The 19,423-nt window shown below is 69.6% G+C and carries 17 protein-coding genes; 3 read left to right on the top strand and 14 right to left on the bottom strand.

Annotation, left to right across the window (positions count from 1 at the left end):
* Nucleotides 1–102: 102 nt before the first annotated feature.
* The 7 genes from trxA to K0O64_RS29390 all read right to left on the bottom strand — a co-directional run bounded on the left by trxA (nucleotide 103) and on the right by K0O64_RS29390 (nucleotide 9,311).
* Entirely contained in the window at nucleotides 103–435 is a 333-nt protein-coding gene (gene trxA, locus K0O64_RS29420; protein ID WP_036342267.1) for a thioredoxin, read from the bottom strand.
* A complete protein-coding gene (trxB, locus tag K0O64_RS29415; protein WP_096312618.1) occupies nucleotides 432–1,403 on the bottom strand; it encodes a thioredoxin-disulfide reductase in 972 nt (323 codons plus the stop codon). The genes trxA and trxB overlap by 4 nt, the downstream gene beginning before the upstream one ends.
* Before the next feature lie 111 nt (nucleotides 1,404–1,514).
* Entirely contained in the window at nucleotides 1,515–2,009 is a 495-nt protein-coding gene (locus K0O64_RS29410; protein ID WP_071948346.1) for an RsmA family anti-sigma factor, read from the bottom strand.
* Nucleotides 2,010–2,026: 17 nt separating this feature from the next.
* Nucleotides 2,027–2,560, bottom strand: coding sequence for an RNA polymerase sigma factor SigM (gene sigM, locus K0O64_RS29405; RefSeq protein WP_071948347.1), 534 nt, complete (start codon nucleotides 2,558–2,560; stop codon nucleotides 2,027–2,029).
* A 63-nt stretch (nucleotides 2,561–2,623) separates the two neighbouring features.
* Nucleotides 2,624–6,178 carry a murein biosynthesis integral membrane protein MurJ gene (gene murJ, locus K0O64_RS29400; RefSeq protein WP_220045904.1) on the bottom strand — a complete coding sequence of 1,185 codons (3,555 nt, stop codon included), beginning with the start codon at nucleotides 6,176–6,178 and terminating at the stop codon, nucleotides 2,624–2,626.
* The gene (locus K0O64_RS29395; protein ID WP_220045903.1) at nucleotides 6,175–8,511 is read right to left on the bottom strand and encodes a DUF6049 family protein; all 2,337 of its coding nucleotides are present in this window, start codon (nucleotides 8,509–8,511) and stop codon (nucleotides 6,175–6,177) included. The genes murJ and K0O64_RS29395 overlap by 4 nt, the downstream gene beginning before the upstream one ends.
* The gene (locus tag K0O64_RS29390) at nucleotides 8,508–9,311 is read right to left on the bottom strand and encodes an NUDIX hydrolase (RefSeq protein ID WP_220045902.1); all 804 of its coding nucleotides are present in this window, start codon (nucleotides 9,309–9,311) and stop codon (nucleotides 8,508–8,510) included. Before K0O64_RS29390 ends, K0O64_RS29395 begins: the two co-directional genes overlap by 4 nt.
* Before the next feature lie 85 nt (nucleotides 9,312–9,396).
* Between K0O64_RS29390 and K0O64_RS29385 the strand changes: the two genes are divergently transcribed.
* On the top strand, nucleotides 9,397–10,869 hold the full coding sequence (locus K0O64_RS29385; RefSeq protein ID WP_071948350.1) for a CCA tRNA nucleotidyltransferase: 1,473 nt from the start codon (nucleotides 9,397–9,399) through the stop codon (nucleotides 10,867–10,869).
* A 6-nt stretch (nucleotides 10,870–10,875) separates the two neighbouring features.
* On the top strand, nucleotides 10,876–11,382 hold the full coding sequence (locus K0O64_RS29380; protein ID WP_071948351.1) for a pullulanase: 507 nt from the start codon (nucleotides 10,876–10,878) through the stop codon (nucleotides 11,380–11,382).
* Here the strand turns inward: K0O64_RS29380 and K0O64_RS29375 are convergent.
* The 4 genes from K0O64_RS29375 to K0O64_RS29360 are packed head-to-tail and all read right to left on the bottom strand — an operon-like array spanning nucleotide 11,292 to nucleotide 16,435.
* On the bottom strand, nucleotides 11,292–13,760 hold the full coding sequence (locus K0O64_RS29375; protein ID WP_071948352.1) for a putative bifunctional diguanylate cyclase/phosphodiesterase: 2,469 nt from the start codon (nucleotides 13,758–13,760) through the stop codon (nucleotides 11,292–11,294). The two genes, K0O64_RS29380 and K0O64_RS29375, sit on opposite strands and share 91 nt — an antisense overlap.
* Complete coding sequence (locus tag K0O64_RS29370; protein ID WP_071948353.1) at nucleotides 13,757–14,338, bottom strand: molybdopterin-dependent oxidoreductase; 582 nt, start codon at nucleotides 14,336–14,338, stop codon at nucleotides 13,757–13,759. Before K0O64_RS29370 ends, K0O64_RS29375 begins: the two co-directional genes overlap by 4 nt.
* A 42-nt stretch (nucleotides 14,339–14,380) precedes the next feature.
* Entirely contained in the window at nucleotides 14,381–15,154 is a 774-nt protein-coding gene (locus tag K0O64_RS29365) for a TIGR03084 family metal-binding protein (protein ID WP_071948354.1), read from the bottom strand.
* Between the two features lie 9 nt (nucleotides 15,155–15,163).
* The gene (locus K0O64_RS29360) at nucleotides 15,164–16,435 is read right to left on the bottom strand and encodes an MFS transporter (protein ID WP_071948355.1); all 1,272 of its coding nucleotides are present in this window, start codon (nucleotides 16,433–16,435) and stop codon (nucleotides 15,164–15,166) included.
* Between the two features lie 71 nt (nucleotides 16,436–16,506).
* Here K0O64_RS29360 and K0O64_RS29355 point away from each other — a divergent pair, with 71 nt between their 5' ends.
* A complete protein-coding gene (locus tag K0O64_RS29355; protein ID WP_071948356.1) occupies nucleotides 16,507–17,112 on the top strand; it encodes a YqgE/AlgH family protein in 606 nt (201 codons plus the stop codon).
* On the opposite strand, the gene K0O64_RS29350 is transcribed toward K0O64_RS29355, so the two are convergent.
* Genes K0O64_RS29350 through K0O64_RS29340 form a run of 3 tightly spaced genes read right to left on the bottom strand, consistent with a single transcriptional unit; the run spans nucleotide 17,099 to nucleotide 19,414 of the window.
* Nucleotides 17,099–18,085: a bile acid:sodium symporter family protein gene (locus K0O64_RS29350; protein WP_071948357.1), complete on the bottom strand. Its 987-nt coding sequence runs from the start codon at nucleotides 18,083–18,085 to the stop codon at nucleotides 17,099–17,101. The genes K0O64_RS29355 and K0O64_RS29350 overlap by 14 nt on opposite strands.
* Before the next feature lie 16 nt (nucleotides 18,086–18,101).
* Complete coding sequence (locus K0O64_RS29345) at nucleotides 18,102–18,443, bottom strand: hypothetical protein (RefSeq protein ID WP_220045901.1); 342 nt, start codon at nucleotides 18,441–18,443, stop codon at nucleotides 18,102–18,104.
* 23 nt (nucleotides 18,444–18,466) lie between these two features.
* A complete protein-coding gene (locus K0O64_RS29340) occupies nucleotides 18,467–19,414 on the bottom strand; it encodes an LpqN/LpqT family lipoprotein (RefSeq protein WP_220045900.1) in 948 nt (315 codons plus the stop codon).
* Nucleotides 19,415–19,423 lie beyond the last annotated feature (9 nt).

Genomic DNA, 19,423 nt, shown 5'->3' with positions numbered 1-19,423 from the left:
CGATTGCTCACAGGCTAGGGAGCATTGTCTCAGAAGCGCGCCGCATTCCGGAAAACGGCAGGCGACGCCGCTGGTAACGGAATCGTCTCGGCCTTGGGGGAGCTAGACGACGTCGGCGATCTCTCGCAGCAACGCCGCCTTACCCTTGGCGCCCACGATCCGCTTCACCGGCTGACCGTCCTTGAACAGGATCAGGGTCGGGATCGAGACCACCTGGAAGTCGCGCGCGGTCGCCGGGTTGGCGTCGACGTCGAGCTTGGCCACCGTCAGCGCGCCGGCCTTCTCGGTGGCGATCTCCTCGAGGACCGGGGCGACCATCCGGCACGGACCGCACCAGGTGGCCCAAAAGTCAACCAGCACAGGGGTATTGCTGGACAAGACATCCTGGGAGAAGGAGTCGTCGGAGACCGTAACGGTCGCGCCGCCTTCGCTCATTGGTGTGCTCCAATCATCTCGGTGGTTGCAGTGTCGTCGGCATCGGCCAGCCAGCGCTCGGCGTCGATCGCGGCCGAACAGCCCATCCCCGCAGCCGTGATGGCCTGCCGGTAGGTGTGGTCGACCAAATCGCCGGCGGCAAACACGCCGTCGATCGAGGTGGCGGTGGTGCGACCGCGCACCAGCACGTAGCCCTCGGGGTCGAGGTCGACGGCTCCCCGCACCAGCTCAGAGCGCGGATCGTGGCCGATCGCGACGAACACACCCGTCACCGGCAGGGTGGACTCCTCGCCGGTGATCACGTTGTGGACGCGCAAGCCGGTGACCGTGGTGTCACCTTCGACCGCGTCGACCGCGGTATTGGTCAAGAAGGTGATCTTCTCGTTCTCGCGAGCGCGCTCGAGCATGATCTTGGACGCCCGGAACTCGTCGCGCCGGTGCACCAGGGTGACGCTGCGCGCGAAGCGGGTCAGGAACGTCGCCTCCTCCATGGCGGAGTCGCCACCGCCGATGACGGCGATGTCCTGCTCCTTGAAGAAGAAGCCGTCACAGGTGGCGCAGGCGCTGACGCCGCGGCCGAGCAGCTCTTGTTCACCGGGGACGCCGAGGTAGCGGGCCGCCGCACCCATCGCCAGGATGACCGAACGCGCGAGGTGGGTCTCGCCGTCGCCGGTCACCACCTTCTTGACTGGGCCTTCCAGGTCGACGGACTCGACGTCTTCCATCCGCAGGTCGGCGCCGAAGCGCAGGGCCTGCTCACGCATCTCGTCCATCAATTCCGGACCGGTAATGCCCGCGCGGAAGCCGGGGAAGTTCTCCACCTCGGTGGTGGTCATCAAGGCGCCGCCGAAGGAGGTTCCTTCGAAGACCAGGGGCTGCAGCTGCGCGCGGGCGGTGTAGATGGCCGCGGTGTAGCCGGCAGGGCCTGATCCGATGACGATGACGTCATGTACTGGGTTGGCGCTCATACCAGCCTTTCTGCTCCGGACCCGGGCTGCAGGCGAAGGGCCTGCACGTCGGGTGCCTCTTGGGGCACCTGGTCAAACAACAGGGTAGGCCGCGCTGTTCCCTGCCGTGCACTATGGGCGGCGCACGGTCGTGTCGGCGATCAACCCGGTGTCCACCGAGCTGCAGGATGCGGCGACGGCGACACCCACGATCACGTCGGGCTGGTCGCCGGGCAGCACCAGAACGACGGCGGGCTTGCCGTCGACCTGCACCTGCTCCGCGCCCAGGACCTGCAGCGATCCGGGATACCCCAGGGCGCTGAGGCAGGCGGCCCGGCGCTTCGGGTCGGCCAGCGGGCCGAAGTCGGGACCGCGGGCGATCAATGAGTTCAGCTCACGGCTGCTGATCGGCATCTTCGGGGTGACGGTGATCATGCTGGCACTGGTCAGGGTGCTGGCGGCAGGGCCGCCGGATTTCAGTAGCGCCGCAATGCCCACGCCGGTCGCGGCAAGAGCGGCCAGCGCGCCGACGCCGGCGGCTATCAGCCGTCCGGTGCGTGCGGCGGGACGCCGGGCGTGCGCTGCGGGGCCGTCCGGCGCCGGGGTGACCGTGTGGGTGGGCTCCACCCGACCAGTGTGCAGCCTCAGCCGCTCAGTAGACCTGTGAGTCGGGCGCGTCCTCGCGCGCAGCGGCTCTTGACCGTTCCCTCGGCGATACCCAGCAGCGCGGCGGCGTCGGCCACCGAGTAGCCGTGCATGTCGACCGTCAGCACCGCCGCGCGCTGCTCGGTGGGCAGCCGCATCAGCGCGCGCCGCACCACCAGCGCGGTGTCCACCTCGGCGGTGCGGTCGCCGACGGCATGTTCGTCTTCCAAGGGCGCCGTGGGCAGCGCGCGGCGCAGCCGGTCCACGCAGGTGTTGAGCACGATGCGGTGCAGCCAGCTTCCGACGGCCGCATCGTGGCGAAATGACGGCGCGCCGCGGTGTGCGGCCAACATCGCATCCTGCATGACGTCGGCGGCGTCCTCGGCGCTGAGGGTTCGCCGACGGGCCAGCCGGTACAGCCGGCGGTGGTGGCGGTGGAACAGCTCTTCGAACGCGTAGCGATCGCCGGCGACGTGGGCCGCCAGCAGGTCGGCATCGCTGCGGACGAGGGCCGGTCCGGGGAAGCTGAGCATGGCCGGACAGTAGGTTTTCCACTGCGCGCGGGCACTTCACCCGAGCCCGAGGCTGTTAGGAAATCAGGACGCGGCCTTGACGGTCAGCCCGGAGATCTCGGTCTTGTTCTTGCCGTCGGTGGTGCCCATCGTGGTGATCCACACCAGCAGATAGGTCGTCGGCGACTTGGCGTTGACCTGAATTGTGTTGGCGCCCGGCTGTAATGCGGTCGGCTGGGTCAGCACGGTGGTGTCGTCGAGGCTGCCCGGATTGGCCGAGGACGCCGCGCGGATCTGCACCTGGGTACCGGTGCTGGGCACCGTCAGCGACACACTGCCGACGGTGGTCGGCTGCGGCAGTTGCAGCAGCAGGCCGACGCCGCTCTTGAAATTGGGGAACGGATTCGGGTCGGTGTAGGTGTCGGTGGTCCAGCCGGTGCCGGGGCCACCGGTCAGGGCCAGGTCGGCCTTGTCCGGGTTGTCGGCACCGCCACCGGGTGAAAAGACGGTCGCCTTAACGGGTTTGACGGTGCTGCCGCTGGCCGCATTGCTATCGGCGCTTTGCGAGGTCGACGGGTTCAGGCCGAGTTGGTCACCCTTGAGCCCGCCGCCGACGTCGCCGAAGATGCTGCTGAGTACCGAGGCCAGGATGATCAACGCGATCACCAGGATGCCTGCGCCCACGCCGACGCCGATCAGCAGATTGCGTCGGCGGCGGGATTGGGCTTCGGGATCCGTCGCCGTGGCAGGCGCAGGTACGGCCGGACCGCCGACCGGTTCGACCGGCTCGATCAGATCGGTGCGATCGGCCACCGCGGTGGCCTGCTGCAACAAATTCAAAAGCGTTGGCGCCGAACGAATTCCACCACCGGCCTGCACAGAGCGTGCTGCGGCGGCGGAAATCTGGAACGGGATGGCACCGTCGACCGCACGCGGTTCGAGCGGCTCACCGGCCGGATCAGTCTCGGCGGGTTGCAGCCCGCTGGGCACGCCCTTCTCGGGCAGCGGCCAGCGGTCGACCAGTAGGGCGTACAGCGCGGCACCGATACCGCGGATGTCGTCCTCGGGTGTGGCGCCGGGCATCGTCGCCGGAAACGCCAGCGCGACATCGCCTTCGATGCTGACCCGCACCCGGCTGGGGTGGTCGATGGACAGCGCGACCCCGCTGCCATGTGCGGCGTCTGCCGCCGCGGCCAGCGACTGGACGGCGCGCGCGCCGCCGATCGGGGAGGGGGAGGTGTCGGCCACTTCTTTCAGCGAGCCGCCGCGAATCCACTCCGACACCACCAGGCCGCCGGCGCCGGTGTTGGCGACGTCGAGAACCCGGGCGATACCGGGCCGCTCGATCTGGCTGAGTTTGAGTGTGCGGGAAAGGATTTCCTGCACCTGATCATCGGACATCGTCCGGTCGGGGTCGACGAAGGTGAGCGCGACCTGCCGGTCCAGGGCGGTGTCCAGGGCCTGCCAGAACTGCAACCCGGGCGGCCCGCCGTGCGAGACCAGCAGGCGATAACGGCCGCCGGCGATGCTGGCCCCCGGAATCAGGTGGGTGTCCTCGTCGGGGCTGGACTCCATCGCCGGTTCCCGCGGCGATTCGAAACCGAGCGGCTCGCGGGTGGGATCGCCGGCGAAGTCGGCGTTGGGCTGCTTGGGCGGGACGATGAACTCTCCCCGGGTCGCTTCGCTCCGGCCCTCCGAAGCCGCGACGGTGCCGACATGAACCTCAGGCGCCACGTCCGGCTGGAAGTCGTCGGCGGCCTGGCGCGGAATCTTCGTGGTGGCGTCGCCGGTGGGCTCGGCGGGAGGACTGCCCGAGGGTTGGTCGTTCACCTCCGGTCCTTTCCCCGTCGAGCCGGCGGCTCCATACGAATTGTTGTGCTCAGGGTACGGGAAGTGCCTCGGGACCTGCGGCCGGTCGAGCGCAGCAACTGCTGTGACGGTCTGCGGCGGGGTGCGGGTGATGCGGCGTTTGACCGCGCCCCAGGCGGCAACCGCGTCGGGGACCCGCGCGGCGAGCATCACCGCGGCCAGGATCGGCAGCATGATCACGGCGAGCACGAGCAGGCGCAACAGCGATCCGACTCCGCCGCCGTGCTCGGTGAGCACCTTGAGCCCGAGCAGCCGGTCGACGACGTAGGCGATCAGCCCGGCCGCCAGCGACCCGGCCGTGGTGACCAGGATCGTGCGGATGACGGCCAGGTCGAGCAGCGTGCCGCGCGGCGGCTTCAATGCGCGCTGCAACAGCAGGTATCCCAGCACGGCGCCGGCGAGGAAGCCGAGTCCGTTCGCCAGGCCCAAGTAGCCGGCGACGAGTTCCTTGTCGCTGGTCACGTGGGGAGCCACCAACGAGGCCGCGATCTTCACGACCGTGATCGCGATGATGATCAGGATCGGCGTCCACGGTTGTTCGCGGGCGTAGAACACCCGCAGCTGCAACAGCACCAGCGCGTACGGGATGAGGGTGAACGCCGAGAGGCTGATCGCGACGCCGAGGTAGTTCGCGTCGACCTCGCCGAACTTTCCGTAGGCGAACAGGGCGCTGCCCATCGCCGGGCCGCCGACGGTCATGAACGCCACGATCGGGATCAGCGTCACCATCGTCAGCCGGGTGGCCAGCGACAGGTCGGCCAGCACGGCGGGCGTGTTGTCGGCGGCGGCGTTGCGGCTCAGCCGTGGCATCACCACCGTCAGCACCGTCACGCCGATGATGCCGAACGGCAGCATCAGCACCAGCCAGGTGTAGTTGTAGATCGCCGGACCCGAGGCGGCCGCGGTACTGGCGATCTGGTTGACGACCACCAGACCGACCTGACTGATCAGGACGTAGAGCAGCATCGCACCGGCCATGGCGCCGAACCGCTTGAGTCGGTCGTCGATGCCCCACAGCGGCCGCAGGCTGATCCGCTCGGCGCGGATCGCGACCAGCAGCACCACGGTCTGGGCCACCACGCCCAGCGTCGTCCCGATGCCGAGCACCAGCAGCTTGGCGTTGCCCATCTGCACCGGATCGACCGAGAGCTGGCCCGGCACAATCAGATACAGCCCCAGCGTCGCGATCGCGACCACGTTGTTGACCACCGGTGCCCACGCCGGCGGCCCGAACACATTGCGGTTGTTCAGGATCGCCATGAACACCGAGGACAGCCCGTAGAAGATCACCTGCGGCAGAAGCAGGTACGCGAACGCGGTTGTCAGCGGCTGGTTGACCTGTGGGTCGTGGCCGAGCATGAGCCGCACCAGCAGTGGCGCCGCTGCGACCGACAGCAGGGTGGCGACCAGCAGCAGCGTGGTGGCCAGAGTGACCAGCCGGCGGACGAACCGCTCGCCGCCGTCGGGGTCATCGCGCTCGGCGCGGGCCAGCACCGGGACGAAGATCGCGGTGAACGTGGCCTCCAGCACCAACGCCGCGATCAGGTTCGGCAACTGGTTGGCGACGGTGAACGCGCTCGACAGCGCCGCACCGAGGATCGCGGCCAGCAGCACGATCCGGATGAACCCGGTGATGCGGCTGACGAGGGTGGCCAACGCCATGCCCCAGGACCGCGACACCACCGCGGCGTCGGAGAGTTCGGCGCGCACCGCGCGGGTGCGGGGGCCGGGCCGGACATAGGCGACCGGCCTGCGGGGCGGCGGCTTCATTCGCGGCCCTCGGCGGCGGCCCGGCGGGGGCGGTCCAGGTCGGCGGGATCGGGCTGGCCGCGGAAGCGGTGGTAGAGCCGGCGCCCGACGAGCGCGGCCAGCACCGTGCCGCCGATCAGCGTGATCGCGAACAGCACCTTGCCGTAGGCGTTGGAGTGAACGGACAGACGCACCGGTTCACCGAGCTGCAGTCCGTCCGGGGTGCGCACGGTGACGTCGACGGCGACCCGTTGGGTGAAGTGCACCTCGATCGGGATCCGCAGCGGCAGATAGCCCGGCGGGATCTCCTGCTCGCCGAGGTCGGTGACCGTCATGCCGGGCGGGGCGTCGACCTGAATGCGGACCCGGATCGGCACGGCCAGGTCGTTGCGGACCGCCAGCGGCAGCGGGCTGTGCTCGGTGGCCAACGTGTACGAGCCGCCGGGGTTGACGATTGTCACCGCCCCGAACAGGTCGTTGATGGTGGTGCCGACCGCGCCGAGCCGATGCCGGGCCAGGTTGTTGCGGTCCTCGGGCGGTTCGGTCTGGCTCAGCGCGCGCAGCATGTCCTCACGCAGCGGCGCGGTGTACTGCGCACCGGTGAGCCCGGTGCGCGGATCGGTGGTCAGCGCCCTGGTCAGTCCCCACAGCCGGCCGACCTGCCCGGTGATCTCGGAGATCACGTCGTCGTCGAAACCGCCGCGGGCATCCCGCGGGAGATCGGCGCCGGGGCTCGCGCTCGCGGCCGCCGTCGACGATTGGGTGATCACCGCGTCGAGCGGCCGGGCGACAGCCAGCCCGGAGTGGATCGTGGTGGCCAGCGCGGTCAGCATCGACTGCGCGTCGCTGGGCTGCGGGCTCCACTTGAGCGGGGGGAGAAGGATCTGGTCGCGCGGCTCGGCCCCCGGCTGCAAGGCCCGCCACAACATCGACGCGATGGCGTCCTGGCGCCGGGCGACCACAGAGTCGTGGTCGAGCGGAACGGTCAGCGACGAGTCCAGATAGGTGGGCAGGTCGGGGTCGGTCCCGACACCGGCCAGGGCGGCGCCGACGGCCGGATCGAACGGCGCCATCACCACCTGCGGTGACAACCGGCGCGGGGCCACGTCGGCGATCATCGGTTCACCGGTTGAGGAGTCCTGCGCCGAACAGTTCGCGGCCGCGATCGCGACGGTCGAGCCCTGGGTGCCCAGCAGGTCGACCGCGCCCGGTGTCAGCGGCCCGTCGCCCAGGATCGTCGCACCGCGCAGCGACGTAATGCCGAGGATCTGATCGATGATGTCGCCGGCGCTGACGGTCGCCGCGGAGTCGAGCCCGGCGTCACCGACCCGGTGCAGCGCGCCGAGGTCGGCCTGGGCGTACGGCGTCGGTGCGACGCACATCCGTTTGGCCAGGGCGCGCAGCTTGTCCAACCAGGCGACCGCGGCGGCCTGGCCCGTGCCGGGGTGGGATGCGGCACCGAGCCCGTCGGGGGAGTCGGAGACGACGTAGCCGGCGGTCATCGCGTTGACGGTGACCAACAGATCGGGGTCGATCGCCAGGCACAGCGCGCGGGCGGTGTCACCGACGGGATCCACCGGGGGGCTGGTGGCGAAGTCGACGGCCGACAGCAGTGTGTCGAGGCGGCCGCCCGGGGCCAGCGACACCGCGAGGTCGTCGTTCATCAGCCGCACAGGTGTGCTGCCGCCCGGCACACCCGGCGCCAGCCGGGGCTTGTCGGCCAGCGGCCAAAGCATGGTCACCGCAACGGGTTTGGTGGTGTCCGGTGGCACGACATCGGTGAGGGTGTCGGTCGAGGTGGTGGCCGGGTCGGCGGGCACACCGAGCACCGGCAGCAGGAAGCGGGCGTCGTCGAGCCGGGCGGCGTCGCCGTAATCGGGGGTGCCGTTGATGTTGACCAGCAGCGGGTACACGCCGGGCCGCTCGATGCCCAATGACGGCGCGGTGCGTGACCGCAGCGGATAACTGAAGGTGAAGCCGACCGCTTGGCCGCGCTGCATCTCGGGGGCGACGGTGGTGAACTCACCGACGGGCTGGAACTGGTCGTTGGCACCGTCGAGGTTGGTGCGCAGGCCTGCCGAGGACGTCACCGCGCCGGCATGTTCGAGGCGGGCGACGACATCGCGCACCGGACGGTCACCGACGTTGGTGACGGTGCCGGTGACGGTGACTGTCGGTTCGCTGGTGGTGGTGATCAGATCGGGTGTGACGCTGTCGATCCGCACTTGCAGGAACGGCGCCGACCCGGGTTCACCGGCGGCGGCCGGCGCGGTCGTTGGCATCGCGAGCACGGCAAGGAAACCGAGGACCAGCACGATCCGGGGCAGCTTGCCGACCCACCTCGGCGTGGTCACGTTCCCGGTCCGCAGCCGTTCGTCCGCGGACCGGATTGACGCGGCCCTGAGTCATCGGAGCGACGGTTGCGGGTGTGTGAGTGCGTTTGAGGCCGCCGGCGCGGGGTGGTGCGCGGCAACGGTGGCAGCGCGCCGACGCCGTCGGACTGCAGCAGCTGGATCAGTTCACCGGCGACTTCGGCCAGGCGGCGTTCGTCGGCGTAGGCCAGCCGTTTCGGGAGCTCACCGACCGGAACCCACGCCACCTCGGTGACTTCGACGTCTTCGTCGGAGAGTTCACCGCCGGAGAACTGCAGAAGGTAGTGGTGCACCGTCTTGTGGACGCGACGGCCTTCGGTGACGAACCAGTAGTCGATGCTGCCGAGTGCGGCGAGCACCTGCCCGCGGATACCGGTCTCCTCGGCGACCTCGCGGATCGCGGTCTCCTCGGCGGTCTCACCCTGCTCGATGTGCCCCTTGGGAAGTGACCACAGCATCCGCCCACGCCGGTCGACCCGCCCGATCAGGGCAGCCACCTGCTCTTCGGGTGGCCCGTCGATACCGTCGATCACCAGGCCGCCCGCCGACGTCTCGTGGACGGTGCGCAGCCGGGCCGGTGCCCGGCGGGCGGAACGGGGACGGGCGGGTTTACCCGGGCGGGGCTGGCCGTTGTTGCCGTTGACGGCGGGGGATCCGGCGGCCACGTCCGAGGATTCGGCGGCGGCGGTGTCGGTTGGAGCGGGATTTGCCGGACCGGCAGCGCGACGGCCGCGGCGACGCCCTCGGCGCCGTCGCGGTTTGGCCTGCTCGCCGTCCGACACCCAAGCGATAGTAGCTGGCACGGGATGGCGTCCCGACCGCACTCGCCGGTAGTTACCGGCTTGAGTCCGACTACGCTCCTACCACGTGTCCGAAGCCACCCACGACGTCGAGCTGCTCGCCCGGGCCCTCGTCGAGCTCAACCGGCACGGCCCGGTACTGCGGGAAATCGGTGGCCTGTTCGCTGCGGCCGGGCACGAGCTCTACCTGGTCGGCGGCAGCGTGCGCGACGCCGTCCTGGGCCGGCTGACCACCGACCTCGACTTCACCACCGACGCCCGGCCCGAGGCCGTCCAGAAGATCGTGCGCCCGTGGGCGGACGCCCTGTGGGATACCGGCATCGAGTTCGGCACGGTCGGGGTGGGCAAGGGCCTGGGTACGGACATGGACCGGCTGGAGATCACCACCTTCCGCGCCGACAGCTACGACCAGGTGTCGCGCAATCCGCAGGTCCGCTACGGCGACCGGCTCGAGGACGACCTGCTGCGTCGTGATTTCACAGTCAACGCGATGGCGGTGCGCATCACCGCGGACGGTCCCGGCGACTTCATCGACCCGCTCGGCGGTCTGACCGCCCTGCGGCAACGGATCCTCGACACCCCGACGGCGCCGGAGGTGTCGTTCGGTGACGATCCGCTGCGCATGCTGCGGGCGGCACGCTTCGTCTCCCAGCTGCGGTTCGACGTCTCCGACCGGGTGCGCACCGCGATCGTGGAGATGGCGCCGCAGCTCGGCCGCATCACGGTCGAGCGGGTGGCCGTCGAACTCGACAAGATGCTGCTCGGCGCCGACCCCGTCGCGGGTATCGAGCTGATGGTCCAGACCGGTATGGGCGACGTGGTGCTGCCCGAGATCGGCGGCATGCAGATGGCCATCGACGAGCACCATCAGCACAAGGACGTCTACCAGCATTCGTTGACGGTGCTGCGTCAGGCGATGGAGCTGGAAGACGAAGGCGACCGCGATCTGGTCTTGCGGTGGGCGGCGCTGCTGCACGACATCGGCAAGCCGGCCACCCGCCGCCACGAGTCCGACGGCGGGGTGAGCTTCCACCACCACGAGGTGGTCGGCGCCAAGATGGTCCGCAAGCGGATGCGGGCGCTGAAGTACTCCAAGCAGATGATCGACGACGTGTCGCAGCTGGTGTATCTGCATCTGCGGTTCCACGGCTACGGCGACGGTAAGTGGACGGATTCGGCGGTGCGCCGCTACGTCGCCGACGCCGGTCCGCTGCTGCCGAGGCTGCACAAGCTGGTTCGCGCCGACTGCACCACCCGCAATAAGCGGCGCGCCGCCCGGCTGCAGGCCAACTACGACGAGCTCGAGACCCGGATCGCCGAGCTCGCCGCCAAGGAAGACCTGCAGCGGGTGCGCCCCGATCTGGACGGCAACGAGATCATGCGGTTGCTCGACATCCCGCCCGGCCCGCAGGTGGGGCAGGCGTGGAACTTCCTCAAGGAGCTGCGCCTGGACCGCGGGCCGCTGGATCACGACGAGGCCGTCGCTGAATTGCTGGCCTGGTGGAATACGCGGAACGGGACAGACCAGCCCAGCGTCTGAGTAGGTATGGACTACTGCCTGGGACACGGGGACGGAACGGCCGCGATGCTCAGCGGCCACCCCGATGTGGACATCGACGGCGACGGTGAGCTCGACGGGGTGCGCCTCGACCTCGACGGCGACGGTGTCTTCGACGATGCGCTGGCCGACTTCGACGGTGACGGGGTGGCCGACCACGCCTCCTTCGACCTCGACGACGGCACCGCGATCTTCACCGACGACGGATCGGGAACGTGGGCAATGACACCGGCCGGCCCGGGCGCCCCGCTGCGCTGGTTCGGTCTCGACGGTGTCGAGCACACGGCAAGTGGCGCAATCGATTTCGACGCCGACGGCAAACCCGACCGGTTACTGGACGTCGACCGCGACGGGCTGGCCGACCGGGCGCTGAGAAGCGGGCCCGACGGCGGCGTCGACACCGGCTATGTCGACACCGACGGGGACGGCCGGTGGGATCTCAAGTTCGTCGACGCCGACGGTGACGGCGCGTCCGACGACGCCAGCCCGGTGTAGCCGCCGTCGGCGGGTACCGCGCACACCCCGCCGGATTCGAGCGTTGCTCGCGCGGCATCCCACAGCACCGGCTGGTGGTAGAGGAAGCCCTGTCCCTTGTCGGCCCCGAGGTCCAGCAGGGTGTCCCGTTCGGCAAGCGTTTCGATGCCCTCGACGACCAGGTCGAGCGACAGTGCGCTGGCCAAGGCCACCACCGACTGCACCACCGCACGCTGCTTGGCGTCCCCCTGGTCGAGCGCCGCGGCGAAGGAGCGGTCGAGCTTGATCTGGTCCACCGGCAGCGTGCGCAGCTGGGTCAGCGACGAATAGCCGGTCCCGAAGTCGTCGAGGGAGACGCTGACGCCGGCTTCACGCAGCCGGGCCAGCGTCGGGTGGGCGACCCGCAGGTCGACGAGCGCATGTTCGGTGAGTTCGATGATCAGCGCCTCGGGCGGCAGCCCGGCCGCGTCGAGCAGATCCAGCACCTCGTCGGCGAAGCCGGCTTCGCGCACCTGGCGCGGAGACACGTTGACCGACATGGTCAGGTCAAGGGCCAGGCCGTCGGCCCGCCACCGCGCCAGGGTCTGAACGGTCTCGTACAACACCCAGCGGCCGATCTCGACGATCAGGCCGTTGTCCTCGGCCAGCGGGATGAACGAGCCGGGATAGAGCACGGGTTGCCCGGGCCGGTGCCACTGCAGCAGCATCTCGAAGCCGGTGATCACTCCGGTGTTGAGCATGACGATCGGCTGCGCGGAGACCCGCAACTCGTCGCGTTCCACAGCGTGCCGCAGGGCGGCGTCGAGATCGAGGCGCTGCGCGACCTCGGCTTCGAGCAGCGAATCGAAGACGTTGATGTGGTCACCGTCGGTGAGCTTGGCCCGGTACATCGCCACGTCGGCTTCGCGCATCAGCTCGTGGCCGGAGACGGTGGATTCGTCGGCGAAGGTGATTCCGATGCAGGCGTCGACGAATGCTTCCTTGCCGTCGATTGTGTACGGGGCGCTCAACGCGGCACGGATCCGTTCGGCCAGTGCAATGGCATGAGACCGGTCCGGCAATTCCGGGCACAGCACCACGAATTCGTCACCGCCCAGGCGGGCCACCGTGTCGCTTTCCCGCACTGTGCCCGACAGCCGCCGCGCCGCCTCGATCAGCAGCTGGTCCCCGCCGGCGTGCCCGATCGAATCGTTGACCATCTTGAAGCGGTCGAGGTCGCAGAACAGCAGCGCCAGCGGCGTGCCGCGGCGACGGGACAGCACAAGGCTTTTCGACAACCGGGTGAGCAGCAGGCTGCGGTTGGCCAGACCGGTGAGCGCGTCGTGGCTCGCCTGGTAGGACAGCCGCCGCGCCGACGCGTCGCGTTCGAGCGACAGGGTCACCAGATCGCGGCATCGCACCAGCGCGGTGACGGCGAGCTCGTCGAGGGATTCGGCGTCACCGGACACCGCGAGTGTGCCTGCACCGTCGGCGTTGTCGGTGACGACGCCGGTCCAGGCGGGTGTGCCCGACACGTCGGCCCCGGGCGGGTAGATGACCGTTCGCCTGCCGATGGACATCCGCACGGCGGGTGCCCCGGACACCTCGGCGGCCAGCTGCACGATCTGGCGCAGGACCGATGACACCGGGCCGGCGGTGGCGATCCGCTCCAAAATCTGTGCCTGACCGCGTTCGAGCGCCGAGATCCGGTCGAGACGAGACTCGGTCTGCCGCAACGCCTGTCGCTCCTCGTCGAACGCCCTGCGGGCGGTGCGATATTGGCGCACCACATTGGCCGCGACCCACCACAGCAGAATCCCGGCGAGTATCAGCGCTGAGATCAGCATGGCGAGTTGAACCACTCTGCCGCGCAGCAGGTTTCGCTCGGCGAGGCGATTCAACCGATGCTGTTCGGCTTGGTTGTCGGCGGCCAGTTCGTGCGCTCGCTCGGAGAGTGCCTCGGATCGGGGCAGGATCGCGTCGGCCCATCGGGTGCGCTGATTAGCGGGCAGCAGACCGGGCGGCGCCTGGGCGATCACCGCGTCCAGCGCGGTCAGTGCGGTGCGATAGTCCGGCCCGGTGCTGTCGGCGGCGGTCACACCGTTGGCCGCGATCACGCGCAGGCGTTGAGCCAGCATGGCCCGGGCGAGCTGGACGTCGCGGCGGGGGACTGCGCCGAGCAGGTATTGCTGCGCCCGGTCGATATAGGTGAGCGAGTCGCGCACGGTGAAAAACGTGTTGGTGCTGGCGGCTTCGCTGCGCGCGCTGTGCTGGCTGTAGGCGTTCTGATCCGCCGAGGACTGGAAGCCGATCGCGACCAGCGAGATGAGCAGCAGCACAAGCACGGCCGCCACGATCTGCTGGCCGCGGTTGAGGGTGAGCCGCGGTCCGGGCGGGGTGAGCCACCGGTCGGTGATCACTGCCCGGAGCCGCCGGGGTTCTTCACCGTGATCGAGTTCAGGCTCCAGTTCCAGGCGTCGAGCACCGAGGACAGCGGGGTGCCGTCCGGGAAGACGATCCGGATGGGGCCGCCTTGGTCGTAGGGGATGGGTGCTCCGTCACGGCGGGTGGCGATCAGCGCCTGGGAGTCGACCATCGGTTTGACGACGCTGACGTAGTGGTAGTGGTCGATCGCGTCGGTGTCGATGGTTGCGGTGTCGGGGATTCCGGCCTTGCCGAGCACGGTCGCCAACGGCACACCGCTATAGGTCTCGCGCCTGTTGACGAACGGCTCGTCGATCGAAATGGTGGCGCTGCCCATGGAGTCGAGCTCGTCGAGAGTGAGCGAGAGCGGGGTCGTCCCGCCGACCACGGTGAGGACCGAGGAGCCCGGCGCGGGCGGGTCGACGGTCCCCTGCGTGTAGGGGTTGAGCGGTTGCCCGGACTTCGAGGCCGCGACGGCGGACGAGGGATGGTCGGCACCGGGGTCGACCGCGCACCCACCGGCCGCAAGGCCGACCGCCCCCGCCGCGACGACGGCCAGGAGGCGGTTGCGCATGAAGGGCGATGATACTGCCCAAAGCAACGATCAGCCGGGACGTTACCGCCCTTCGCCGGGCGGCCCGGCGAAGGCTTGCGCGATGCCGAGCCACGTTGCGGCATCGGCTCCTTCGGCGACGACATCCAGTTCCGAGCGTGGCCGGCGCTGGGTGACCAGGTAGCAGAAGTCGACGGCCGAACCGGTCACGCGCTGACCGGCGTCCTCGGGTCCCCACGTCCAGCGGCTGCCGTCGGGAGCGGCGAGTTCGACGCGAAACGGCTCCGCCGGCGGCGTCAGCCCGTGCACCGCGAACGCGAAGTCCCGAGTGCGGACGCCCAGGTGGGCGATCGACTTCAACCGTGCCGTCGGGGTGGCCTCGACACCGAGGGCGTCGGCCACGTCCAGGCCGTGCGCCCAGGTCTCCATCAGCCGCGCCGTGGCCATCGACGGTGCACTCATCGGCGGACCGAACCAGACGAGCTTGCGGCCCTCGGCCACCCCGCGCAGCGCGGCGTGCAGCCGGCTGCGGGTGTCACGCCACTGCGCCAGCAGCTGTTCGGGCGGGGTGAGCGCCAACTCCTCGGCCGCCTTGTCGACGAAGCCCAGCGGATCGTTCTGCGCGGCGGCGACCAGTTCACCGAACGCGGCTTCGTCGGTGATCGACATCAGCGACGCTCGGTCGGTCCACAGCAGGTGGGCGATCTGGTGGGCGATGGTCCAGCCGGGTGCGGGCGTCGGTTGCGCCCAGCCGGCCGGATCAAGGGGTGCGACAAGCGCGTCGAGCGCGTCGCTTTCGTCACGCAGGTCGTCGACGATGGTGTCCGCGGCTGCCATGAGTTGAACCTAGCGCTGCCGGCCCACCGCAGCGTGCGCCGCCAGGCCGAGCAGATAGATCGCCGACCCCGCCAAGGCCAGCGCGGTGGACCGACCGTCGGCCGGAATCACCGCCGCCGCCAGCATCGTGGCCGCGATGAACGACACCCAGAACAGCGAATCCTGTACGGCGAAAACGTGTCCGCGCAACGCGTCGTCGACGTCGATCTGCATCGCCGTGTCAGCGCACAGCTTGACGACCTGCCCGACCAGTCCGAGCAGGAACCCGCACACGATCATCACCACCAATTGCAGGGTGGCACCGGCCAACTGGATAACCGCGGCACACACCAGCGCCCCGTTCGCGGTCGTGTAACGCCCCCATCTCTTGATCGACATCGGGGTGAGCACGTTGGCCAAGAACGAGCCGCTGCCCGTGGCGGCGAGAAAGATGACGGCGGTACCCAGGCCCGCGACGGCTTGAGTGTCGCTGTGGCGCACGATGACCAGAATCAACAGCGTATTGATGCCGAACACCATGCGCTGACTGGCGAGTCCGGACAGCGTCGCCGCGACCGTGGGTGTCGTGAGTACGGTCCGGGCGCCATAGATCCAGCCGGTGGTGACGGCGTAGAACACCGAGCCGTGCACGGCGCGCGCGGTGTCGTCGGGTCCGAGCACGTGGTGCGGAAACCGCAGCGACAGCACGAATGCGACCGCGATCGGAACCGCGACCAGCAGCATGATCGTGGCAGCGCCGGTATCACCCGAGCCGAACAGCCACCGCGGCAGCAGCATGAAGTTCGCGCCCAGGAAGGTGGCGGTCGCTCCGGTGGCGGTGGCGACCGAATTCATCACCACAACCTTCTCGCGAGGCACGACGTGCGGCAGCGCCGCGGACAGGCCGGAGGTGACGAACCGGCTGAACCCGTTGACGATCAGCGCGCCGCAGAGCACGGTCAGGTCGCTGGCACCCACGGCCAGCAGCACTGCGACACCGACGACCAGAATCAGCCTGGCGAAGTTCGCGACGACCAGCACCGCCCGGCGATCCCACCGGTCCAGTAGCGCCCCGGCGAACGGGCCGACGATCGAATACGGCAGGAACAACACAGCGAACGCACCTGCGACCGCCCAGGGATCGGCGGCACGCTCCGGATTGAACAGCAGCCCGCCGGCGAGCCCGGCCTGAAACAGCCCGTCACCGAACTGGCTGGCGGTGCGGAGCTCCAGCAGCCGCCAGAACTCGGGCAGGCTGCGCACCGATCGCCAGAGCGAACCGGGTGCGCGCGCGTCGACCATCGGACCAACAGTACAAATATCCACACGCGCCCGTTACCACAGCAACACCTACCTGATGCCATGATGGTGGGGTGGCACAGTCTGAGGACCCCGAAGACTTCATCGCGCCCGCGGCCAACCGGGTGCGGCCGGGAACGCTGCTGCTGGCCAACACCGATCTCTTGGAGCCGACGTTTCGGCGCAGCGTGATCTACGTCGTCGAGCACAACGACGGCGGCACGTTGGGTGTGGTGCTCAACCGTCCGAGCGAGACGGCCGTCTACAACGTGTTGCCGCAGTGGGCGAAACTGACCGCCAAGCCCAAAACCATGTTCATCGGCGGCCCGGTCAAACGTGACGCCGCATTGTGCCTGGGCACCTTGCGGGTCGGCACCGATCCACAGGGCATGCCCGGGTTGCGTCATGTCGCCGGCCGGATGGTGATGGTCGACCTGGACGCCGACCCGGATCTGATCGCTCCCGCGGTCGAAGGGGTGCGGATCTTCGCCGGCTACTCCGGTTGGACCATCGGCCAGCTCGAGGGCGAGATCGAACGCGACGACTGGATTGTGTTGTCCGCGTTGCCGTCCGATGTGCTGGTCGAGCCGCGGGTGGATCTGTGGTCACGGGTGTTGCGCCGTCAGCCGCTGCCGCTGTCGCTGCTGGCGACCCATCCGATCGACGTCAGCCGGAACTGACCGGCTGCGCGCTTTGGCCCAGCCGGTTGGCGATCACGGCGCAGACGAACAGCTGGATCTGGTGAAACAGCATCAGCGGCAACATGATCAGGCCAACGCTCGCGGCCGGGAACAGCACCAGCGCCATCGGTAGCCCGGAGGCCAGGCTCTTCTTGGACCCGCAGAACAACAGCACGATCGCATCCCCGCGGTCCAGCCACGCCAGCCTGCCCGTGCACCACGTGACGGCCAGCACCACCGCCAGCAACAGGGTGCTGACCGCGGCGACGGCCACCACCCGCCACGGCTGCACGCTGCTCCAGATGTGTTCGGTCATCCCGACCGAGAACGCGGCGTACACGATCAGCAGGATCGAGCCGCGGTCGACGGCTTTGGTCAGGACCGCGTGCCGCGTCACCACGGGCGCCAGCCAGCGGCGCAGCAGCTGACCGACGGCGAACGGCGCCAGCAGTTGCAGCACGATGTCACCGACCGCCGACCCGTCCACCCGCGGCGCCCCGCCGAGCGGCATCAGCAGCAGCACGAGCAGTGGGGTCAACAGCACTCCGACAATGTTCGACAGGGATGCGCTGACGATCGCGGCCGACACGTGCCCGCGCGCGATCGAGGTGAACGCGATCGAGGACTGCACGGTCGAGGGCACCAGGCACAGGAACAGCAGACCGGTGTAGAGGTCATCGGTCAGCACCGAGGGAACCAGCACTCGCGCCGCGAGGCCGAGTAGCGGGAACACGACGAACGTGGTGGCCAGCACCAGCAGGTGCAGCTTCCATTGCCGAACCCCGTGCCAGGCCTGCTGCGGTGACAGCCGCGCACCGTAGAGCAGGAACAGCAGGGCAATGACGACCTTGGTGGCCCACGACAGGACGTCGGCGGAGGCCCCGTGCGCGGGCAGCAGCGTGGCCAGTACGACGACGGCGATCAGCAGCAGCAGGAAGGTGTCGACGGGGAGCCGCGACAGCGCCGCCCTCATCTCCCGGCCGCGGGGCTCACTTGCAGGACAGCGAGCAGCTCGCACAGCTGCCTGCGCAGCCACCGGCCTGGGCTTCCCGGCTGACGGCGTAGCGGGCGCCCTGCCATGAGCCGGCGGCGATGGTGCCGACGGCGCCGACGACGCAGACGATCAGCACCAGGAGTCCGGTGCGCGCCGGTGCGGCCAGGGCCGCTGCCCCGCCCGCGCCCAGCATCACGGCGGCAGCGAGCTGGGTCGGTGCGACCGCACGCATCACCTGCGCCGTGACGTCAGCACTGGGCGGCCGGGTCAACGTCCACGCGCCCGAGCCGCCGACCAGGACGGCCATGAACAGGCACACCACGCCGACGATCAACATGGGGCCACAATACGAGCCCGGCTTCAGCGCGGCAGCGCGGGCACCGCGGGAAGGACGGCCGGGGCCGGGACGGCGGCGGATGCCGACGCATCGGCCAGCGGTGCGGCAGCCGGCGCGGGTGCGGGGGCCGGCGCGGCCGTCGGCGACGAGACCCGGAAGCCGTTGACGATGGCGTCGGTCGCATCCGCGGTGGCGACCACCTGGTTGGCCGCCGTCGTCACGTACAGCGAGACCAGGTAGCGGTCCGGCCCGGACTGGGCGATGACGTGACGGCGCGAGGTGTTCAGCGTCATGTCGTTCTCGCGGTAGGTGCCCTCGATGAGCGACGACGGGAAGCCGCCGAAGTCAGCCAGCGAGGCGTCGGTGCCCTGCCAGTTGAACAGCTGCTGGCTGTCCACGTAGCCGTGGGTGATGGCTTCCTTGGGATCGAAGTCGCCGACCAACTTGAAGACCTTCAGCTGCGCGTTCGAGGTGTACAGCCCGTCACCGCCGAGGCGGTCGGCCAGCACGGTGAACGCGTCGGGGACGTTCGGATCCGGCACGACGGTCCAGCCGCGCGGCATCGGCAGCACCAGGTTCAGCGCGGTGAATCCGGTCGCCTTCTGCGGCTCCATCTTCACGCCCTTGTCCTTGAAGAAGTCGGCGAGCGTGCCGGACGTGGCCGGGACCAAGGTTTCCGGTGCGGCGACGGCCGGTGCGATCGCCGGGGTGGCGACCTGAGGGACGACGGCTTGCGGAACGGCAGCCACCTGCCCGGCCGCCGGTGCTGCGGCGGGCACGGCCGCCGGGACCGCGTTCGCGTTGGCGACCTCGGGGGCGACGGTGACGGTTTGAGTGACGGTCACCGGAGCGGGCTGAACGGGAGCGACCGGCTCGGCTGACGCGTTGGCGCCGGTGAACCCCAGGACGGCAGCCGTACCGGCGGCCATCCCACCTACTACCACCCGCCAGTTACGGGCATTCGTGATCATCGCAGCTGT

Source organism: Mycolicibacterium pallens, from assembly GCF_019456675.1.
Taxonomy (GTDB): domain Bacteria; phylum Actinomycetota; class Actinomycetes; order Mycobacteriales; family Mycobacteriaceae; genus Mycobacterium; species Mycobacterium crocinum.
Note: the sequence above shows the minus strand (reverse complement) of the source record. Positions and strands in the feature narration are given on the sequence as shown.

Coding starts and splice junctions, on each gene's coding strand:
- murJ (WP_220045904.1), bottom strand. CDS start 6,178: ATGAAGCCGCCGCCCCGCAGGCCGGTCGCCTATGTCCGGCCCGGCCCC.
- K0O64_RS29350 (WP_071948357.1), bottom strand. CDS start 18,085: ATGAGGGCGGCGCTGTCGCGGCTCCCCGTCGACACCTTCCTGCTGCTG.
- K0O64_RS29340 (WP_220045900.1), bottom strand. CDS start 19,414: ATGATCACGAATGCCCGTAACTGGCGGGTGGTAGTAGGTGGGATGGCC.
- K0O64_RS29380 (WP_071948351.1), top strand. CDS start 10,876: ATGGACTACTGCCTGGGACACGGGGACGGAACGGCCGCGATGCTCAGC.
- trxA (WP_036342267.1), bottom strand. CDS start 435: ATGAGCGAAGGCGGCGCGACCGTTACGGTCTCCGACGACTCCTTCTCC.
- K0O64_RS29345 (WP_220045901.1), bottom strand. CDS start 18,443: ATGTTGATCGTCGGCGTGGTGTGCCTGTTCATGGCCGTCCTGGTCGGC.
- trxB (WP_096312618.1), bottom strand. CDS start 1,403: ATGAGCGCCAACCCAGTACATGACGTCATCGTCATCGGATCAGGCCCT.
- K0O64_RS29370 (WP_071948353.1), bottom strand. CDS start 14,338: ATGCGCAACCGCCTCCTGGCCGTCGTCGCGGCGGGGGCGGTCGGCCTT.
- K0O64_RS29365 (WP_071948354.1), bottom strand. CDS start 15,154: ATGGCAGCCGCGGACACCATCGTCGACGACCTGCGTGACGAAAGCGAC.
- K0O64_RS29360 (WP_071948355.1), bottom strand. CDS start 16,435: ATGGTCGACGCGCGCGCACCCGGTTCGCTCTGGCGATCGGTGCGCAGC.
- sigM (WP_071948347.1), bottom strand. CDS start 2,560: ATGCTCAGCTTCCCCGGACCGGCCCTCGTCCGCAGCGATGCCGACCTG.